Genomic DNA, 14,756 nt, shown 5'->3' with positions numbered 1-14,756 from the left:
GTCACGTACGGTCGCGAACCGAGGTGAGCAGTCCGTACAGGACGACGTTCCCCGCGTACCCGGTGCTCTTGCTGTACGTGCCGCCACAGGTGATGACGCGGAGTTCGGGCAGGCCCGTGCCGCCGTAGACCCGGCGGGACGGGAAGTGCTTCTTGTCGACGACGTCGATGCCGTGGATCTCGAACACGGCCGTCTTCCCGTCGCCGCGATCGATCTCGATGTGCTCGCCCTTCTTGAGCGCGCCGAGCCCGTAGAAGACGGCGCGGCCCTCGGCGTTGTCGACGTGCCCGTCGATGACCGCCGTGCCGCGCTCGCCCGGTGTGACGGCGCCCGGGAACCAGCCCGCCAGATTCGCCTTGCCCGGCGGTGGCGCGTCCAGCCAGCCGTCCGCGTCCCGGCCGACGCGCGTCAACGGCGCGTTCACGCCGATCTCGGGGATGCGGATGCGCTGCGGGGCGGCGGCGGGCAGCGGGTCGGCGGGCGGCGTGTCGGTACCGAGCTTCGCGGCGCCCGGTTCGGGCTGCGGCGGCCCGTCACCGGACATCCCGTGGTGCACGAGCAGCACCCCGGCCAGCAGCGTCGCCGCGAGGAAGGACCACGTGGGACGGCGACGCCGCAGCGCGGGCGAAGGGTCGGCTATCGCAGGCATCAGCGGCCCCCGGCCCCGGCCCCGCGTCGTCGCCGCCGCAGGCGCCTGCCGACGAGTACGGGCACACACGCCAGGCCGAACAGCCCGACCGCCGCACCGAGGTGCCGGCCGAGCCCGCCCGACGTGTCGGCCGCCTCGGCCCCTGTGGCGGGAGCCGGAACCCGGGCGGCCGCGGCCATCTGGCGCGGGGCCGAAGGGCGCCAGGAAACCGCCGTCTGCCGTGCATGCAGCGGCGCCGCCTCCGCGCCCCAGTCGAGCAGCGCTCGGCTCTCCTCGTAGACGGCGTTGAAGTCCTCGTCCTGCGGGTTCATGACGGTCACCAGGACCGTGCGCCCGTTGTGGCTCGCGGCGGAGACCAGGGTGCAGCCGGCCTTCGACGTGTAGCCGTTCTTGACGCCGATCAGGCCCGGATAGGGTGCCACCCCGTGCGAGCCGACGAGCAGCCGGTTGGTGTTCTCGATGCCGAACGCCCGCGGACCGCCGGACGCCGGGAAGCGTGCCGACTTCGTGGCCATGTAGCGCCGGAAATCGTGGTTCTTGAGGCCCGCCCTGGCGATCAGCGCCAGATCGTGGGCCGAGGAGAACTGGCCGTGCGTGTCGTAGCCGTCGGGGGAGCGGACCTGGGTGTCGCGGGCGCCGATCCGGCGTGCGGTCGCCTGCATCTGCGCGACGGTGCGGGAGACGCCGCCGTTCATGTGGGCGAGCGTGTGCACGGCGTCGTTGCCGGAGCTGAGGAACACGCCGCGCCACAGGTCGGCGACCGTGTACCGGTTGCCTTCGTCGACCCCGACGAGGCTGCTGCCCTCGGAGACGTCGGAGAGGTCCCCGTACGTGGCCCGGTGGACCTCGTCCTGGCGCAGCTTCGGCAGCACGGTCAGGGCGAACAGGGTCTTGAGCGTGCTCGCGGGCGGCAGCCTGCGGTGCGGCGCCTTCGCGGCGAGAACATCACCGGTGCCCGCGTCCATGACCTCCCACGACAGGGCGGAGACGGACGGCGGCGCGGGCGGGTCGGGCACCGGAGGGTCGGCGCCCGCAGGACCGGCGGCGGTGCCGACCGACACCGTCGCGCACACGCCGCAGATGACAACGGCCCTGCTCAGGGCAGGGCGAAAGCGGAAGAATGACGCCATGCCGGAAACGTAGAACCTGCACGGCGCGACCGCGCTCCACGTACGCCATACGGCCTCCGCACACGGGGGACGCGCGCCAGGAGGTGCGCGCGTTATCACCCGGAAATACGCTGTTCGGGTGACGGCCGCTCCGATCGGCGCGGCCGTGATCCTCCCCGCCGAGCCGGGCGGGCCACGAACGTGACGTACGTACGCTGGAATGACACGACGGTGGAGGTGGCCGCCATGACGGCCCAGACACGACTCCTGAACCGGCTCTCGCACGCGGACCGGGACCGATTGATGCCGCTGGCCAAAGAGATCTCGTTCGCGCAGGACACCCGGATCTTCGAGGAGGGGGACCGGGCGGACCGGTTCTGGATCATCCGTACCGGGATGGTCACCCTCGACGTCCGCGTCTCCGACCGCACCGTGCTGCCCATCGACCCGCTCGGCCCCGGTGACCTGCTGGGCTGGTCCTGGCTGTTCGAGCCGTACGAGTGGGACTTCGGCGCGGAGGCGTTCAGTCCTGTGCGGGCCTACGAGTTCGACGGCGCGGCCGTTCGGGTGCTGTGCGAGCAGGAACCGACGCTGGGTGTGGCGGTGTTGCACGCAGTGGCCGAGGTGATGGCGCACCGGCTGGAGTCGGCGCGCGTCAAGCTGGTCGAGGCGCATCGGACGCACGGGCGGATCGCGGGGATCTGACGTACGGGCGGCCCCAGAGGGCGAAAGGCGCGGGTGGGTGTACCCGCGGGGCTCTGAAGGGTCCGAAGGGGCGCTCGTGTCACCCGACTCGACGTCTCGACAGGCGGTGGGCGCGTCCACGCGGTGGGATCGGTCGCGGAGTACCCGCACATCCGTGGTCCGGCCGCCGGGCCCGCCGAGAGGATCCGCATGGGCCGCACCGCGTCCTGGCCGACCGCCGCCGTCGCCGCGGCCGCACTCGCCTTCGGGGCCCTGATGTGCCCGGCCGCGGCCTGGGCGGCGGACGACGACCCCGCCTGGGACACCGGCACCGCGTGGACCGAGAGCCCGCCGGTGGCCGACACGGCGGGGACGCTGGAGCTGGTGCCGGCCGACCCGGGGCCGGGCGCGAGCGTCACGGCGAGCACGAGCGCCTGCGGGGAGGACCTGACCGCGACGGGGAGCGCCGACAGCCTCGGGGCGGGCGAGTTCCCCTTGCAGACGGCGACGCAGGAGGGCTCGGTCACGGGCCAGTTCAAGGTGCCCGCGGGCGCCAGGTCCGGCACCTTCCCGATCACCGTGACCTGCGAGAGCGGAACCGAAGTGCGGCAGACGCTCACGGTGTCGGGGCGGGGCGGCACCGAACTGGGCGGGGTCAAGGCCGGGGACGGCGGCTCGCTGGGCACGCTGAGCGTCGCGCAACTCGCCCTGGGCGGGGTCCTCATCGTCGGCGCGCTGGTCGCGGCCGGGCACTACGCACGCCGCCGCGCCCGGGAGGCGTGAAAACCCCGGGCGCGGCGGCAGTCTCGAAGTCCCTTAACCCTTGCGGGTCTTGACCTCTTCGGTGAGGGCGGGGACGACGTCGAAGAGGTCGCCGACGACGCCGTAGTCGACGAGGTCGAAGATCGGGGCTTCGGCGTCCTTGTTGATCGCGACGATCGTCTTCGAGGTCTGCATGCCCGCGCGGTGCTGGATCGCACCCGAGATGCCGGAGGCGATGTACAGCTGCGGGGAGACGGACTTGCCGGTCTGGCCGACCTGGTTGGAGTGCGGGTACCAGCCCGCGTCCACGGCGGCACGCGAGGCGCCCACGGCCGCGCCCAGGGAGTCGGCGAGCGCCTCGATGACCGAGAAGTTCTCGGCGCCGTTGACGCCGCGGCCACCGGAGACCACGATCGCGGCCTCGGTCAGGTCCGGACGCCCCGTCGCCTCACGCGGGGTACGCGAGGTGACCTTCGTGCCGGCCGCCTGCGCGGAGAAGGCGACCGTGAGGGCCTCGACGGTGCCGGCGGCCGGGGCGGCCTCCACCGGGGCGGAGTTGGGCTTGACGGTGATCACCGGCGTGCCCGACGTGACCGTCGACTTGGTGGTGTACGAGGCGGCGAACACCGACTGGGTGGCGATGGGGGCGCCGTCGCCGGCCTCCAGGTCGACCGCGTCGGTGATGATGCCCGACTTGATACGCAGCGCCAGACGCGCGGCGATCTCCTTGCCCTCCGCGGAGGACGGCACCAGCACGGCCGCCGGGGACACCTGCTCGTAGGCGGCCTGCAGCGCGTCCACCTTCGGCACGACCAGGTAGTCGGCGTACTCGGCGGCCTCATGCGTGAGCACCTTCACGGCGCCGTGCTCGGCCAGCGCGGCGGCGGTGTCGCCGGCGCCGTTGCCCAGCGCGACGGCGACCGGGTCACCGATCCGGCGGGCCAGCGTGAGCAGCTCCAGGGTGGGCTTGCGGACGGCACCGTCCACGTGGTCGACAAAGACCAGAACTTCAGCCATGGGACTTCAATCTCCTGCAATCACAAAGAACTTGGGCGACGGAATGGGTGGGCGGGAAGCTCAGATGAACTTCTGGCCCGCGAGGTACTCGGCGAGCTGCTTGCCGCCCTCGCCCTCGTCCTTGACGATCGTGCCCGCGGTCCGCGCCGGACGCTCATCCGCCGAGGCGACCTTCGTCCACGCACCCTCCAGGCCGACCTGCCCGGCCTCCAGGTCCAGGTCGTCCAGGTCCCACGCCTCGACCGGCTTCTTCTTCGCCGCCATGATCCCCTTGAACGAGGGGTAACGCGCCTCACCGGACTGGTCCGTCACCGACACCACGGCCGGAAGCGAAGCCTCCAGCTGCTCGGAGGCGGTGTCACCGTCACGACGGCCCTTGACGACACCGTCGGCGACGGCGACCTCGGAGAGCAGCGTCACCTGCGGCACCCCCAGCCGCTCGGCAACCAGCGCGGGCACGATGCCGGCGGTGCCGTCCGTGGACGCCATGCCCGAGACCACCAGGTCGTAGCCGGCCTTCTCGATCGCCTTCGCCAACACCAGCGAGGTGCCGATCGCGTCCGTGCCGTGCAGGTCGTCGTCCTCCACGTGGATGGCCTTGTCCGCACCCATCGACAGCGCCTTGCGCAGCGCGTCCTTGGCGTCCTCCGGGCCCACCGTCAACACGGTGATCTCCACGTCGTCATCGGAGTTCTCCGAGATCTGCAGCGCCTGCTCCACCGCGTACTCATCGAGCTCCGACAGCAGACCATCGACATCGTCACGGTCCAACGTCAGGTCATCGGCGAAACCCCGGTCGCCCGTGGCGTCCGGCACGTACTTCACGGTGACAACGATCCTCAAGCTCACGCCGACTCCTCCACTGCCCTGCTGTCGTACTGCAGTCGTCCAACTACTGCCCCCAACGTATGGCACTCAGTTCCCTCTGTAAAGGTACCTAGTGCCAGAGGGGCTCGTCCGGTGTTACGTTCCCGGCATGAGCGAGGCGCGCGAGGTCACCGGTTCCACCGGGTCACAGAAGAAGGCACCCATGCGGGAGGTGCTGGCCGAAGCGGCGTTCCAGCTGTTCCTGGAGCGCGGGTTCGAGCGGACGACCGTGGATGACATCGTGGCGCGGGCCGGGGTGGGGCGGCGGTCGTTCTTCCGCTACTTCCCGTCCAAGGAGGACGCGGTCTTCCCGGACCACGAGAGCTGTCTCGCCGACATGACGGCCTTCCTGGAGGCCGCGAGCGACGAGAGCGATGCCGTCGACGTGGTGTGCGACGCCGCGTGCCTGGTGCTGCGCGTGTACTCCACGAACCCCGAATTCTCCGTGCAGCGCTACAAGTTGACCCGCGAGGTGCCGGGACTCCGGACGTACGAGCTGTCCGTCGTGCGGCGCTACGAGCGGATGCTCGCCGGGTATCTGCGGCAGCGCTGGGCGGATGCGGCGGACGGTGCGCTGCGCGCCGAGGTGGTGGCCGCGTCCGTCGTCGCCGCGCACAACAACGGCCTGCGTTCCTGGCTGCGTTCGGGCGGCGAGGGTGACGCCGAGGACGCGGTGGACCGCGCGCTCGGGCTCGTACGACGGACGTGGGGCGAGGGTGGTGCCGCTGTGGCCGCGCCGGAGCCCCAACCGGAGGACGTCGTCGTGATGGTGGCGACCAAGGGGGCACCGATGTGGCGGGTCATCCAGCGGGTGGAATCGGCGCTGCGGGACGGCTGAGACCGGAATCCGAAGCAAGTTGATGGTACTCAGTGTCTTTACTGGCTGGCACTGAGTGTCATACGCTGGTGGGGCGTCGAGGCACCGCCGCCCGGCGCGCGCCGGCGAGTGCGGGAGGCCGAAGGATGTCAGTGATGTCAGGGACGTTCACGAGCGGCATCGGTGTCATGGGGCCGAAGGGTGTCGGGAGCGCCAAGAGTGGCGCGGACGGTGCCGACGCCGACGCGGGATTCCCGTACCAGCGCTGCCGTTGGTGCCGCACCCCGTCCTTCCGGCGGCTGCTCTGTCCGGTCTGCGCGTCGAGCGAGCTGAAGACCGAGCACAGCGCGGGCCCCGGCGTCGTGGTCCAGTCCCGCGTCGTGAACCGCGGCACCGGAGTCGCGCGCAACGAGGCGCTCGTCCGCTTCCCCGAGGACTTCATCGTGCCCTGCCGCATCGTGGGCACCGCTCCGCACATGGTGTGGCTCGGCGCCACCGTGCGCCCCGTGGCCAACGCGGCCGCCGACTCCGGCGAGGTCTTCTTCGAGCTCGAGGACGACTTCACCGTCGACTACGACCTGCGCTGACCGGGGACCGCCGACCGTGACGTGCGTCGACCCCGGCCGCGCGGGCCGTCTCACATGGCCCGCGCCCCCGACTTGATCGCCTCGCGGATCCGGTTGTAGGTGCCGCAGCGGCACACGTTGCGGATCGCGTCGAGGTCCGCCTCGGTGATCTCACGGCCCTCTTCCCGTACCTTGCGCACGGTGGCGACGGCGGCCATGATCTGGCCCGGCTGGCAGTAGCCGCACTGCGCCACGTCGCGCTCCAGCCAGGCCTCCTGCATCGGGTGCAGCTCGCGGCCGACGGTGGCCGGCAGTCCCTCGATCGTCGTCACCTCGTCGTCCGGGCCGATCCGCGACACGGGTACCGAACACGGGTTGAACGCCTTGCCGTTGATGTGAGACGTGCAGGCCTGGCAGACGCCGATCCCGCAGCCGTACTTGGGGCCGGTGACGCCGAGCAGATCGCGCAGGACCCACAGCAGTCGTACGTCGTCCTCTGCCTCGACGGTGATCCGCTCGCCGTTCAGCGTGAAAGTGTGGCGCGGCATCGGGGTATCAGGTCTCCTCGGTAGTCGGGGGAGGTCAGCGGCTCATGGGTCCGAACCGGTGTGCCCGGATCAGTACGCCCGGTCGAGCCCGTCCGTCGGCGACTGCGGTGTCGACGGCTCGCGCGGCAGCGGCTCGAACGCGAGCTGCGCGTGGTCGATGGGGAAGCGCGTCGGCAGCGTGCCGGTCGCCCGCGCGTAGGCGCACGCGACGGCGGCGAAGGCGGGAGCGACGCCCAACTCCCCGGCACCTGAAGGCTTTTCGCCGGTGTTCGGCATCACGATCACCCGGAGTTCGGGCGGGGTGTTCCACTGCCGCGTATAGAAGTAGTTGTCCCAGCTGCCCTCCAGCGGAAGGCCGTCCTCGATGTGAAGGCTGGAGGTGAGCGCCATGGCGAGGCCGTCGTTGAAGCAGCCCATCATCTGCGCGCCCAGGCCCCGTGGGTTGATCGCGAACCCGGCGTCCACCACGATCAGCGCCTTGGTGACCCGCGGCCCGGTCACCCCGTCCCTGACCTCGCGGCCGACGGTCTCCGGGCGGCAGTCGATCTCGGTGAGGATCGCGACGGCGCCCCGGTACTCGGTGTGCAGGGCGATTCCCTGCGCCACACCGTCGGGCAGCGACCGGCCCCACTCGCCCTCCCCGGCCGCCTTGTCGAGGACGGCGCGCAGCCGCTCGTCCTTGAGGAACGAACGCCGGAACTCCACCGGGTCCCGGTCCATCCTCCGCGCCAGCTCGTCGACCATCAGCTCGCGCGCGCACGCCACGTTCGGCGAGTAGATGTTGCGCATGCTGCCCGTCGCGAACTTGAGTGGCACCTCGCTGAGCAGCTGCGTGGTGACACCGAAGTCGTACGGGGTGGTCTGGGTGAGCGTGAAGATGGTCTCGGCGAAGGTGAGATTGCCTGCCACGGGCAGCTTCGCGGCCGTCGACGTGATCATCTCGCCGAGCCCGTGCCCGAAGTCGGTCTGCGAACTGGCGTGCCGCTGCTCGTAGCTGAGCACTTCCTTGCCGGTGTACGTGGCGCGCACGCGCGAGACGGACATCGGATGGGCGCGGCCGTGCCGGAAGCTGTCGGTGCGCGACCAGGACAGCTTGACCGGCTTGCCCATCTTCTGCGAGATCTCCGCCGCCTCGGCCGCGACGTCGTGGAACAGATGCCGGCCGAACGAGCCGCCACCCTCCACCACATGCACCGTCACCGCGTGCTGCGGCAGGCCGAGCCGGGTCGCGATGTCGCGCTGGGCGACGATCGGCACCTTCAGGCTCGACCAGATCTCGGCTCGCCCGTCGCGCACGTCGGCGATGGCGTTGTCCGGCTCCAGCGGGCTGTTGCTGGCGAACGCGAAAGTGAATTCGGCGTCGAGTTTCTTCGTCAGGACCGGCGGCACGATCATCGGGGGAGTGGCCGCCTTGAGCTTGCGCTCCACCGAGTCGTCGGACTCGCCGTCCACATCGCCTGGCCCCCAGTCGACGTCCAACTCCCGTAGCGCGTCGATGCATTGGCCGAACGTCTCGCCGCGCACCGCGACGCCGTGCTTCAGCTCCGCCACGTCCGTGATGCCGGGCATCCGCCGCACGGCCTCCGCGTTGCGCACGGCCCGTACGGTCCCGCCGAGCGTCGGCGGCCTGCGCACCATGGCGGGCTTGGCGTCGGGTACCGCGTAGTCCATGCCGAACTTCTTGCGCCCGGTGACGGCTTCCAGTGCGTCGACACGGTTCTGCGGCGTGCCGAGCACCTTGAACTCGGACCGCTCCTTCAGCGGCGCCGCGGCCACCTCCAGCGATTGCCCACTCGCCGCCGCCTTCGCGAGGGAGCCGTAAGCGGCGCGCTTCGCCGAGGAACCGGAGCCGTGGGACACGATGCCCTCGTGAGTGCTCAGTTCCGAGGCCGCGACGCCCCACTGCCGGGCCGCCGTGGCGATGAGCCGCTGCCGGGCGAGGGCGGCCGCGGTGCGCACGGGCCGGTAGATGCTGCGCATCGAGTTGGAGCCACCGGTGAGCTGGTTCATCAGCAACTCGGGGCGGGCGTCGGCCAGGGAGACCCGCACGGAGTCGAGCGGCAGGTCCAACTCCTCCGCGATCATCATCGCCACCGCGGTCGTCATGCCCTGTCCGACCTCGGCCCGCGGCACCGCGAACGAGGCGCTGCCGTCCTCGTGCACGCGCACGGTGATCAGGCCCGAGGTAGGGGCCGCCGCGAGGTTCTGCATGTCACCGAGGTCGAAGAGCTCCTCCGGCTGCGGCGGCGAAGGCACCGACGCCTCGGCCTCGGCCGGGTCCGCGGTGTCCGCGGCGAACCGGGCGCCCACCGCGAGCGTCGGCGCGGCCAGCAGATACGCGAGCACTCTGCGCCGCCCCGGTTCGGCGGATGTCGACGGTTCCTCGGCTTGCGGTGAGCGACTCTGCTCGGCCATGGGGCGGTCCTCCGGAACGCGGGCGGGCGCTGGGGCCTGTCGTTTGGATCAGGCCCTCGGGCAGGATCGGCCCGGCACCACGGCGGAGCCTGGCACGTCGCCCGCGCGTCCGACATGGACACGGCATGTTCCTCGCCGCTGGTCCACAGGACCGTCACACTTGGTGCGCCTGCGCCTCAGGAGCCGTCGGTCTGCGCCGCCTCCTCGGCGATCCGGTCGAACTGGGCGCCCATCGCCTCGGCGAGCGCCTGCGCGGCGGAGAGCGGGCGCACCATCACCATGAAGTCGTCGATCAGTCCGTCTTCGTCGAAGTGCAGGAAGTCGGCGCCGGTGATCTTCCGGTCGCCGACCCGCGCCTCGAAGACGAGGACGTGGTCCCGCCCGTCGGCGTCGCCGATCTCCCGCACGTAGCGGAAGTCCTCGAAGACGCGGGTGACGGCACGGAGGATGGCCGCAGTGATCGCCTTGCCGGGATACGGCTTGAACACGACGGGGCTGGTGAAGACCACGTCCTCGGCCAGCATGGCCTCGACGGCGTCGAGATCGTCCTTTTCCACGGCTGCACGGAAGGGATGCATGGGTGCCACCTCGTTCCTCGCCCATCGCGTACATAGGCAACAAGTTGAATAGGTGCGGGTGACAGTAATCGCATCGCTGTATGGTGTCCACATGTCGCTCAAGTACGCCGTCCTGTCCGCACTCCTTGAGGGCGAGGCCTCCGGGTACGACCTGGCGAAGATCTTCGACGTCTCGGTGTCGAACTTCTGGGCGGCGACGCCCCAGCAGCTCTACCGGGAGCTGGAGCGGCTGACCGCCGACGGGCTGATCGACGCGCGGGTGGTACCGCAGGAGCGCAGGCCCAACAAGCGGATGTTCACGCTGTCCGGGGCCGGCCGCGCCGACCTGGCGGCGTTCACGCGGCAGCAGCCCAAGCCGCTCGCGCTGCGCGACGAACTCATGGTGAAGGTGCAGGCCGTCGACGTCGGCGAACTCGACGCCGTCCGCGCGCACATCGAGGAGCGCATGGACTGGGCGCGCGGGAAACTCGCCCGCTACGAGCGGGTGCGGCGGCATCTGCTCGGTGAGCTGGGCGAAGAGGACTTCCTGGCCGACGGAGAGCGCGTCGGACCGTATCTGACGCTGCTGCGCGGCATCTCCTTCGAGGAGGAGAACCTGCGCTGGGGGCGGCGAGTCCTGGAGATCCTGGAGCGCCGCGCCGCCCGCGCGGCTCAGGCTTTCGGCTCCCCGGAGGCCTCGGGCTCCTTGAGCTGAAGCCCGTTCTCCCAGATCTTGTTGAGCGTCGTCACCAGCTTCTCGTACGGGATCCGCTGGCCGAGGACGAACACCAGGTACGCCATGCGGCTCACCATTACGGACAGCGCGTGCGCGGTCACCAGTGGGTCGAGGGCCGGGTCGGCCGCGCCGGAGTCCTGCAGCGAGCGGATCAGCTTGGCGTTGCGGCGCGCGAACGCGTTGCCCCGGTCGATGCGCAACTGCTTGAACGTCTCGTCGACCTGGGCGACCTGCTCGAAGAGCGCCATGAGGTGGGCGTTCTTCTTGTATGCGCGCAGGTACTCGCGGTTCGACGCGTCGATCATTTCGCGTGGATCCGTGATGCCGGTGCGCTCGCGCAGATGCGGGTGGAGCATTTCCTCCTGCACCTGCGCGACGAGCGCCTGGAAGATCTCTTCCTTGCTGTTGAAGTACGTGTAGAACGAGCCGGACGCGACATGCGCGGCTTTGGAGATGTCCGTGATCCGGGCGTCGAGGTACCCGTCGCGCTCGAACACCTCACGGGCGGCGACGACCAGCGCGTTGCGCGTGCGGACGCCGCGGGCGCTGCGTGGTGTGATGGGTTGCTTCTGTCCGCCGTCTGCGGCCGGGGCCTGGGCAGCCAACGCGGGTCCCTTCGTTCGTGTTTCCACTGGTGGACGAGCATCCGTCAGGAGGTGTGCACCCACCGGTGGCTGCGGATCGTATCAGCCGACACCCGCGAGGAACTCCAGGAGAGCGGCGCTGACCTCGTCGGCCCGCTCCTGCTGGATCCAGTGCCCCGCCCCGTCGAGCACGACCCGCCCGCGCAGATCGGTCAGCACCTCCTCAAGGCGGTCGGCGGGCATGAACCGGGCCACCGGGTCGGCGGATCCGGTGACGAACAGCGAGGGGCAGTCGATGGTGCGTCCGGCGAGATGCTCCGTCAGCTCCCAGGTGCGGTCCATGTTCCGGTAGTAGTTGAGGCCGCCGGTGAAGCCGGTGCGCTCGAACTCCGTTACGTAGTAGGCGAGTTCCTCCTCGCTCAGCCATGGTGCCGGCGGGAAGTTCTCGTCCGGGCGCTCGGCCCACTCGGCCGACCAGATCTCCCGCGTCACCAGCGTCCTGCGCACGTTCTGCGCGAGGGCGCGGTCGGCGGCACCCGGCTCCTGGAACCACACGATGTAGAACGCGTCACCGAGCCGCCGGCGCATGACGGGCACGGGCGCCACGGGGGAGCGCGGAGTCGCCGGCACACTCATCCCCACCACGCCCCGCACCCGCTCCGGGTGCGCCAGGGCCATCTGCCACACCACCATCGAACCCCAGTCGTGCCCCACGAACACGGCGTCGTCCGCGCCCACGGCATCGAGCAGCCGGACGAGGTCCGCGCAGACGGTGAGCGTGTCGTACGCGTCGGCATCATCGGGCCGCGAGCTGCCGCCGAACCCGCGCATGTCCGGGGCGAGCACCCGGTACCCCGCCGCGCCGAGTGCGAGCACCTGGTGGCGCCACGAGAAGGCCAGCTCCGGGAAGCCGTGGCAGAGCACCACCAGTGGCTTGTCGTGCTGGCCGGTCTCCGCCGGGCCGTGCTCGAAGACGCGCAGCGAGATCCCGTTCACATCGAGCTGTCGCGCACTCACGCGCTTCCACTCGGCCATGGCTGCGGACGTACTCATGTGGGCCACTCCTCGATCTCGGCACCGGGTGACAACTTGAACAGGCCCTGCTCAAGGGCGTGTTCAAGGTATTGAAGTTGACGTTGGGTTCAAATATACAGGGGGCGGCCGCAGGGCCGCAGCGGTCGTGACATGTTTGGACGACGGAGGAGCCCCGCACGTGAATCCGCCCACCGCACAGCCCCGAAATGGCGCCGAGCAGACAGCCGCCGAGACACCTCCGGCGCGCGCCTCGGGCAAGCTGCTCGCCGCGGGACTCATCGGCAGTTCCATCGAGTGGTACGACTTCTTTCTCTACGGGACCGCCGCCGCGCTGGTCTTCCCGCACGTCTTCTTCCCCGACTCGTCGGCGCTCACCGGCACCCTGCTGTCGTTCAGCACCTTCTGGGCGGGCTTCCTCGCCCGGCCGATCGGCGGCGTCGTCGCGGGACACCTCGGCGACCGGCACGGCCGCAAGGCGATGGTCGTCATCTCCATGGCGCTGATGGGCGCCTGTACGTTCCTGATCGGCTGCCTGCCGGGCGCCGGGGTCATCGGCGCCGCGGCACCGCTGCTCCTGGTGCTGCTCCGCTTCCTTCAGGGCCTCGCCTGCGGCGCCCAGTGGGGCGGCATCGCACTGCTGCTCACCGAGTCCTCGTCACCGAAACGCAAGGGGTACGCGGGCACCTTCGGGCAGATGGGTGTCTCGCTCGGTGTGTTCCTCGGCAACGGGGTCTTCCTGCTGGCGAGCGCGATCACCTCGGACGAGGCGTTCATGAGCTGGGGATGGCGCATCCCGTTCCTGGTGAGCGCCGTGCTGCTGCCCGTCGTGATGTATGTACAGAACAAGGTGGAGGACTCGCCCGAGTTCCGGCAGATGTCCGAACAGGCCGCGGCGAAGAGCGACAAGGAGAAGGTGGCGCGGGCCCCCGTCGTCGAGGTGATCCGCACCAAGTGGCGCACCGTGCTGCTCGCGGCCGGACTCCTCGCCGGCACCAACTGCCTCTTCTACATCAGCATCGCCGGTGTCATCAGCTACGCCGCCGAGCACCTCGGCCTCGACAAGGACTCCATCCTCCTGGTCGCGATGCCGGTGACCGCGGTCGGTGCCCTGTTCGTGCTCTGGTCGGGATGGCTGTCCGACCGGGTGGGGCGACGGCCCGCCATTCTGGTCGGTGCGGCCATCATCGTGCTGTGGGCGTTCCCCTACTTCTGGCTGGTCAACACCGGTTCGCTGCTGTGGCTCGGCGTCGCCGTGCTGATCGGCGGGTTCGGCCAGTCCCTCACGTACGGGCCGCTCGCCGCCTACATCGGCGAACTCTTCGAGCCGCGGGTGCGCTACTCCGGGGCCTCGCTCGCCTACCAGATCGCCGCCCTGACCATCAGCGGCGGCACCCCGCTCATCATGACCGCGATCATCGGCGGCACCGGAGGCACCACCTGGGTGTCCGTGTTCATCGGGGTGATGGGCCTGCTCACCTTCGGCTGCGCCTGGGTGCTGCGCGAGACGAACCCGCGCGAGGTGCGCGAGGACCCGACAGCGGTGCCGGGGGCTCCGGCCGCCGCGGAAGGAGCGCGATCGTGACGACCACCGACCAGGACCTGGTGTACGCCGAGCGGCGCGGCGCCGTGACCGTGGTGACACTCAACCGCCCGGACCGGCTCAACGCCTGGACCAATGAGCTGGAGGACCGCTACTTCGCGCTCCTCGACGAGGCGGAGGCCGACCCCGAGGTGCGCGCGGTCGTCGTGACCGGGGCGGGCCGCGGGTTCTGCGCGGGCGCCGACATGGCCGAGCTGGAGCGGATCGGCTCCGCCGACGCGGGGAGTGGTGAGCGGCCGAAGAGGGAGCGGCCCCGTTGGTTCCCGCTGAGCCTGCGCAAGCCGCTGATCGGCGCGATCAACGGGGCGGCGGCGGGGCTGGGCCTCGTCGAGGCCCTGTACTGCGACATCCGGTTCGCCGCGCCGGACGCCAAGTTCACCACGTCGTTCGCGCGGCGTGGGCTGATCGCCGAGTACGGGATCGCGTGGCTGCTGCCGCGGATCGTCGGGCTGGCGCGGGCGGCGGATCTGTTGTTCTCGGGGCGGGTGGTGCGCGGCACGGAGGCGTACGAGATGGGGCTCGTGAACCGGGTCGTCGAACGGGACGCGTTGCTCGACGAGGCGGTCGCCTACGCCACGGAGCTGGCGACGTGGTCGTCGCCGACGTCGATGAGTGTGATGAAGCGGCAGCTCGGCGGGGCGTTCGACATGGACTTCGAGGCGGCTGCTCGGGAGGCGGAGGTGTTGATGGAGGAGTCGTTCGGGCGGGCCGATGCGGGGGAGGGTGTGCGGAGTTATCTGGAGGGGCGGGAGCCGGTGTTTCGGCCGTTGGGGCCGGCCTGAGCGGTTGTTGCGGTCACCCCGGCGCGGG

The 14,756-nt window shown here is 70.6% G+C and carries 16 protein-coding genes; 7 read left to right on the top strand and 9 right to left on the bottom strand.

Going from position 1 to position 14,756, the window contains the following annotated elements; all coding sequences use genetic code 11:
- Position 1: 1 nt before the first annotated feature.
- Both ACIRHA_RS15460 and ACIRHA_RS15455 read right to left on the bottom strand, forming a co-directional pair.
- Positions 2-649: a class F sortase gene (locus ACIRHA_RS15460; protein WP_403845062.1), complete on the bottom strand. Its 648-nt coding sequence runs from the start codon at positions 647-649 to the stop codon at positions 2-4.
- Positions 649-1,779 (bottom strand): D-alanyl-D-alanine carboxypeptidase family protein, encoded by a 1,131-nt coding sequence (locus ACIRHA_RS15455; protein ID WP_403845060.1) that lies wholly within the window; start codon positions 1,777-1,779, stop codon positions 649-651. The genes ACIRHA_RS15460 and ACIRHA_RS15455 overlap by 1 nt, the downstream gene beginning before the upstream one ends.
- 225 nt (positions 1,780-2,004) lie before the next feature.
- Here ACIRHA_RS15455 and ACIRHA_RS15450 point away from each other — a divergent pair, with 225 nt between their 5' ends.
- Together ACIRHA_RS15450 and ACIRHA_RS15445 are read left to right on the top strand one after the other, a co-directional pair.
- Positions 2,005-2,463 carry a cyclic nucleotide-binding domain-containing protein gene (locus ACIRHA_RS15450; protein WP_403845058.1) on the top strand — a complete coding sequence of 153 codons (459 nt, stop codon included), beginning with the start codon at positions 2,005-2,007 and terminating at the stop codon, positions 2,461-2,463.
- Between the two features lie 189 nt (positions 2,464-2,652).
- Positions 2,653-3,225: a hypothetical protein gene (locus tag ACIRHA_RS15445; protein WP_403845055.1), complete on the top strand. Its 573-nt coding sequence runs from the start codon at positions 2,653-2,655 to the stop codon at positions 3,223-3,225.
- 33 nt (positions 3,226-3,258) lie between these two features.
- On the opposite strand, the gene ACIRHA_RS15440 is transcribed toward ACIRHA_RS15445, so the two are convergent.
- On the bottom strand, positions 3,259-4,221 hold the full coding sequence (locus tag ACIRHA_RS15440) for an electron transfer flavoprotein subunit alpha/FixB family protein (protein ID WP_403845053.1): 963 nt from the start codon (positions 4,219-4,221) through the stop codon (positions 3,259-3,261).
- Positions 4,222-4,281: 60 nt separating this feature from the next.
- Positions 4,282-5,070: an electron transfer flavoprotein subunit beta/FixA family protein gene (locus ACIRHA_RS15435; protein ID WP_403845050.1), complete on the bottom strand. Its 789-nt coding sequence runs from the start codon at positions 5,068-5,070 to the stop codon at positions 4,282-4,284.
- A 127-nt stretch (positions 5,071-5,197) separates the two neighbouring features.
- On the opposite strand from ACIRHA_RS15435, the gene ACIRHA_RS15430 reads away from it, so the two are divergent.
- Together ACIRHA_RS15430 and ACIRHA_RS15425 are read left to right on the top strand one after the other, a co-directional pair.
- Positions 5,198-5,926: a TetR family transcriptional regulator gene (locus ACIRHA_RS15430; RefSeq protein ID WP_403845048.1), complete on the top strand. Its 729-nt coding sequence runs from the start codon at positions 5,198-5,200 to the stop codon at positions 5,924-5,926.
- Between the two features lie 134 nt (positions 5,927-6,060).
- Complete coding sequence (locus ACIRHA_RS15425; protein ID WP_403845045.1) at positions 6,061-6,492, top strand: Zn-ribbon domain-containing OB-fold protein; 432 nt, start codon at positions 6,061-6,063, stop codon at positions 6,490-6,492.
- Positions 6,493-6,542: 50 nt separating this feature from the next.
- Here the strand turns inward: ACIRHA_RS15425 and ACIRHA_RS15420 are convergent, their stop codons facing one another.
- From ACIRHA_RS15420 to ACIRHA_RS15410, 3 genes are all read right to left on the bottom strand, one after another.
- On the bottom strand, positions 6,543-7,019 hold the full coding sequence (locus ACIRHA_RS15420; protein ID WP_403845042.1) for a (2Fe-2S)-binding protein: 477 nt from the start codon (positions 7,017-7,019) through the stop codon (positions 6,543-6,545).
- Positions 7,020-7,088: 69 nt separating this feature from the next.
- Complete coding sequence (locus ACIRHA_RS15415) at positions 7,089-9,434, bottom strand: molybdopterin cofactor-binding domain-containing protein (protein WP_403845040.1); 2,346 nt, start codon at positions 9,432-9,434, stop codon at positions 7,089-7,091.
- 176 nt (positions 9,435-9,610) lie between these two features.
- Complete coding sequence (locus ACIRHA_RS15410) at positions 9,611-10,012, bottom strand: nuclear transport factor 2 family protein (protein ID WP_403845037.1); 402 nt, start codon at positions 10,010-10,012, stop codon at positions 9,611-9,613.
- Positions 10,013-10,103: 91 nt separating this feature from the next.
- On the opposite strand from ACIRHA_RS15410, the gene ACIRHA_RS15405 reads away from it, so the two are divergent.
- Complete coding sequence (locus ACIRHA_RS15405; protein ID WP_403845035.1) at positions 10,104-10,706, top strand: PadR family transcriptional regulator; 603 nt, start codon at positions 10,104-10,106, stop codon at positions 10,704-10,706.
- On the opposite strand, the gene ACIRHA_RS15400 is transcribed toward ACIRHA_RS15405, so the two are convergent.
- Positions 10,664-11,332 carry a TetR/AcrR family transcriptional regulator gene (locus tag ACIRHA_RS15400; protein ID WP_403845032.1) on the bottom strand — a complete coding sequence of 223 codons (669 nt, stop codon included), beginning with the start codon at positions 11,330-11,332 and terminating at the stop codon, positions 10,664-10,666. The two genes, ACIRHA_RS15405 and ACIRHA_RS15400, sit on opposite strands and share 43 nt — an antisense overlap.
- Positions 11,333-11,413: 81 nt before the next feature.
- A complete protein-coding gene (locus ACIRHA_RS15395; protein ID WP_403845029.1) occupies positions 11,414-12,364 on the bottom strand; it encodes an alpha/beta fold hydrolase in 951 nt (316 codons plus the stop codon).
- Positions 12,365-12,524: 160 nt separating this feature from the next.
- On the opposite strand from ACIRHA_RS15395, the gene ACIRHA_RS15390 reads away from it, so the two are divergent.
- A complete protein-coding gene (locus ACIRHA_RS15390) occupies positions 12,525-13,928 on the top strand; it encodes an MFS transporter (RefSeq protein WP_403845026.1) in 1,404 nt (467 codons plus the stop codon).
- Positions 13,925-14,728 carry an enoyl-CoA hydratase-related protein gene (locus ACIRHA_RS15385; protein WP_403845023.1) on the top strand — a complete coding sequence of 268 codons (804 nt, stop codon included), beginning with the start codon at positions 13,925-13,927 and terminating at the stop codon, positions 14,726-14,728. The genes ACIRHA_RS15390 and ACIRHA_RS15385 overlap by 4 nt, the downstream gene beginning before the upstream one ends.
- Positions 14,729-14,756 lie beyond the last annotated feature (28 nt).

Origin of the sequence: Streptomyces sp. NPDC102360, from assembly GCF_044766085.1 — a bacterium.
Lineage (GTDB): Bacteria > Actinomycetota > Actinomycetes > Streptomycetales > Streptomycetaceae > Streptomyces.
Note: the sequence above shows the minus strand (reverse complement) of the source record. Positions and strands in the feature narration are given on the sequence as shown.

Coding starts and splice junctions, on each gene's coding strand:
- ACIRHA_RS15460 (WP_403845062.1), bottom strand. CDS start 649: ATGCCTGCGATAGCCGACCCTTCGCCCGCGCTGCGGCGTCGCCGTCCC.
- ACIRHA_RS15455 (WP_403845060.1), bottom strand. CDS start 1,779: ATGGCGTCATTCTTCCGCTTTCGCCCTGCCCTGAGCAGGGCCGTTGTC.
- ACIRHA_RS15450 (WP_403845058.1), top strand. CDS start 2,005: ATGACGGCCCAGACACGACTCCTGAACCGGCTCTCGCACGCGGACCGG.
- ACIRHA_RS15445 (WP_403845055.1), top strand. CDS start 2,653: ATGGGCCGCACCGCGTCCTGGCCGACCGCCGCCGTCGCCGCGGCCGCA.
- ACIRHA_RS15440 (WP_403845053.1), bottom strand. CDS start 4,221: ATGGCTGAAGTTCTGGTCTTTGTCGACCACGTGGACGGTGCCGTCCGC.
- ACIRHA_RS15430 (WP_403845048.1), top strand. CDS start 5,198: ATGAGCGAGGCGCGCGAGGTCACCGGTTCCACCGGGTCACAGAAGAAG.
- ACIRHA_RS15425 (WP_403845045.1), top strand. CDS start 6,061: ATGTCAGGGACGTTCACGAGCGGCATCGGTGTCATGGGGCCGAAGGGT.
- ACIRHA_RS15420 (WP_403845042.1), bottom strand. CDS start 7,019: ATGCCGCGCCACACTTTCACGCTGAACGGCGAGCGGATCACCGTCGAG.
- ACIRHA_RS15415 (WP_403845040.1), bottom strand. CDS start 9,434: ATGGCCGAGCAGAGTCGCTCACCGCAAGCCGAGGAACCGTCGACATCC.
- ACIRHA_RS15410 (WP_403845037.1), bottom strand. CDS start 10,012: ATGCATCCCTTCCGTGCAGCCGTGGAAAAGGACGATCTCGACGCCGTC.
- ACIRHA_RS15405 (WP_403845035.1), top strand. CDS start 10,104: ATGTCGCTCAAGTACGCCGTCCTGTCCGCACTCCTTGAGGGCGAGGCC.
- ACIRHA_RS15395 (WP_403845029.1), bottom strand. CDS start 12,364: ATGAGTACGTCCGCAGCCATGGCCGAGTGGAAGCGCGTGAGTGCGCGA.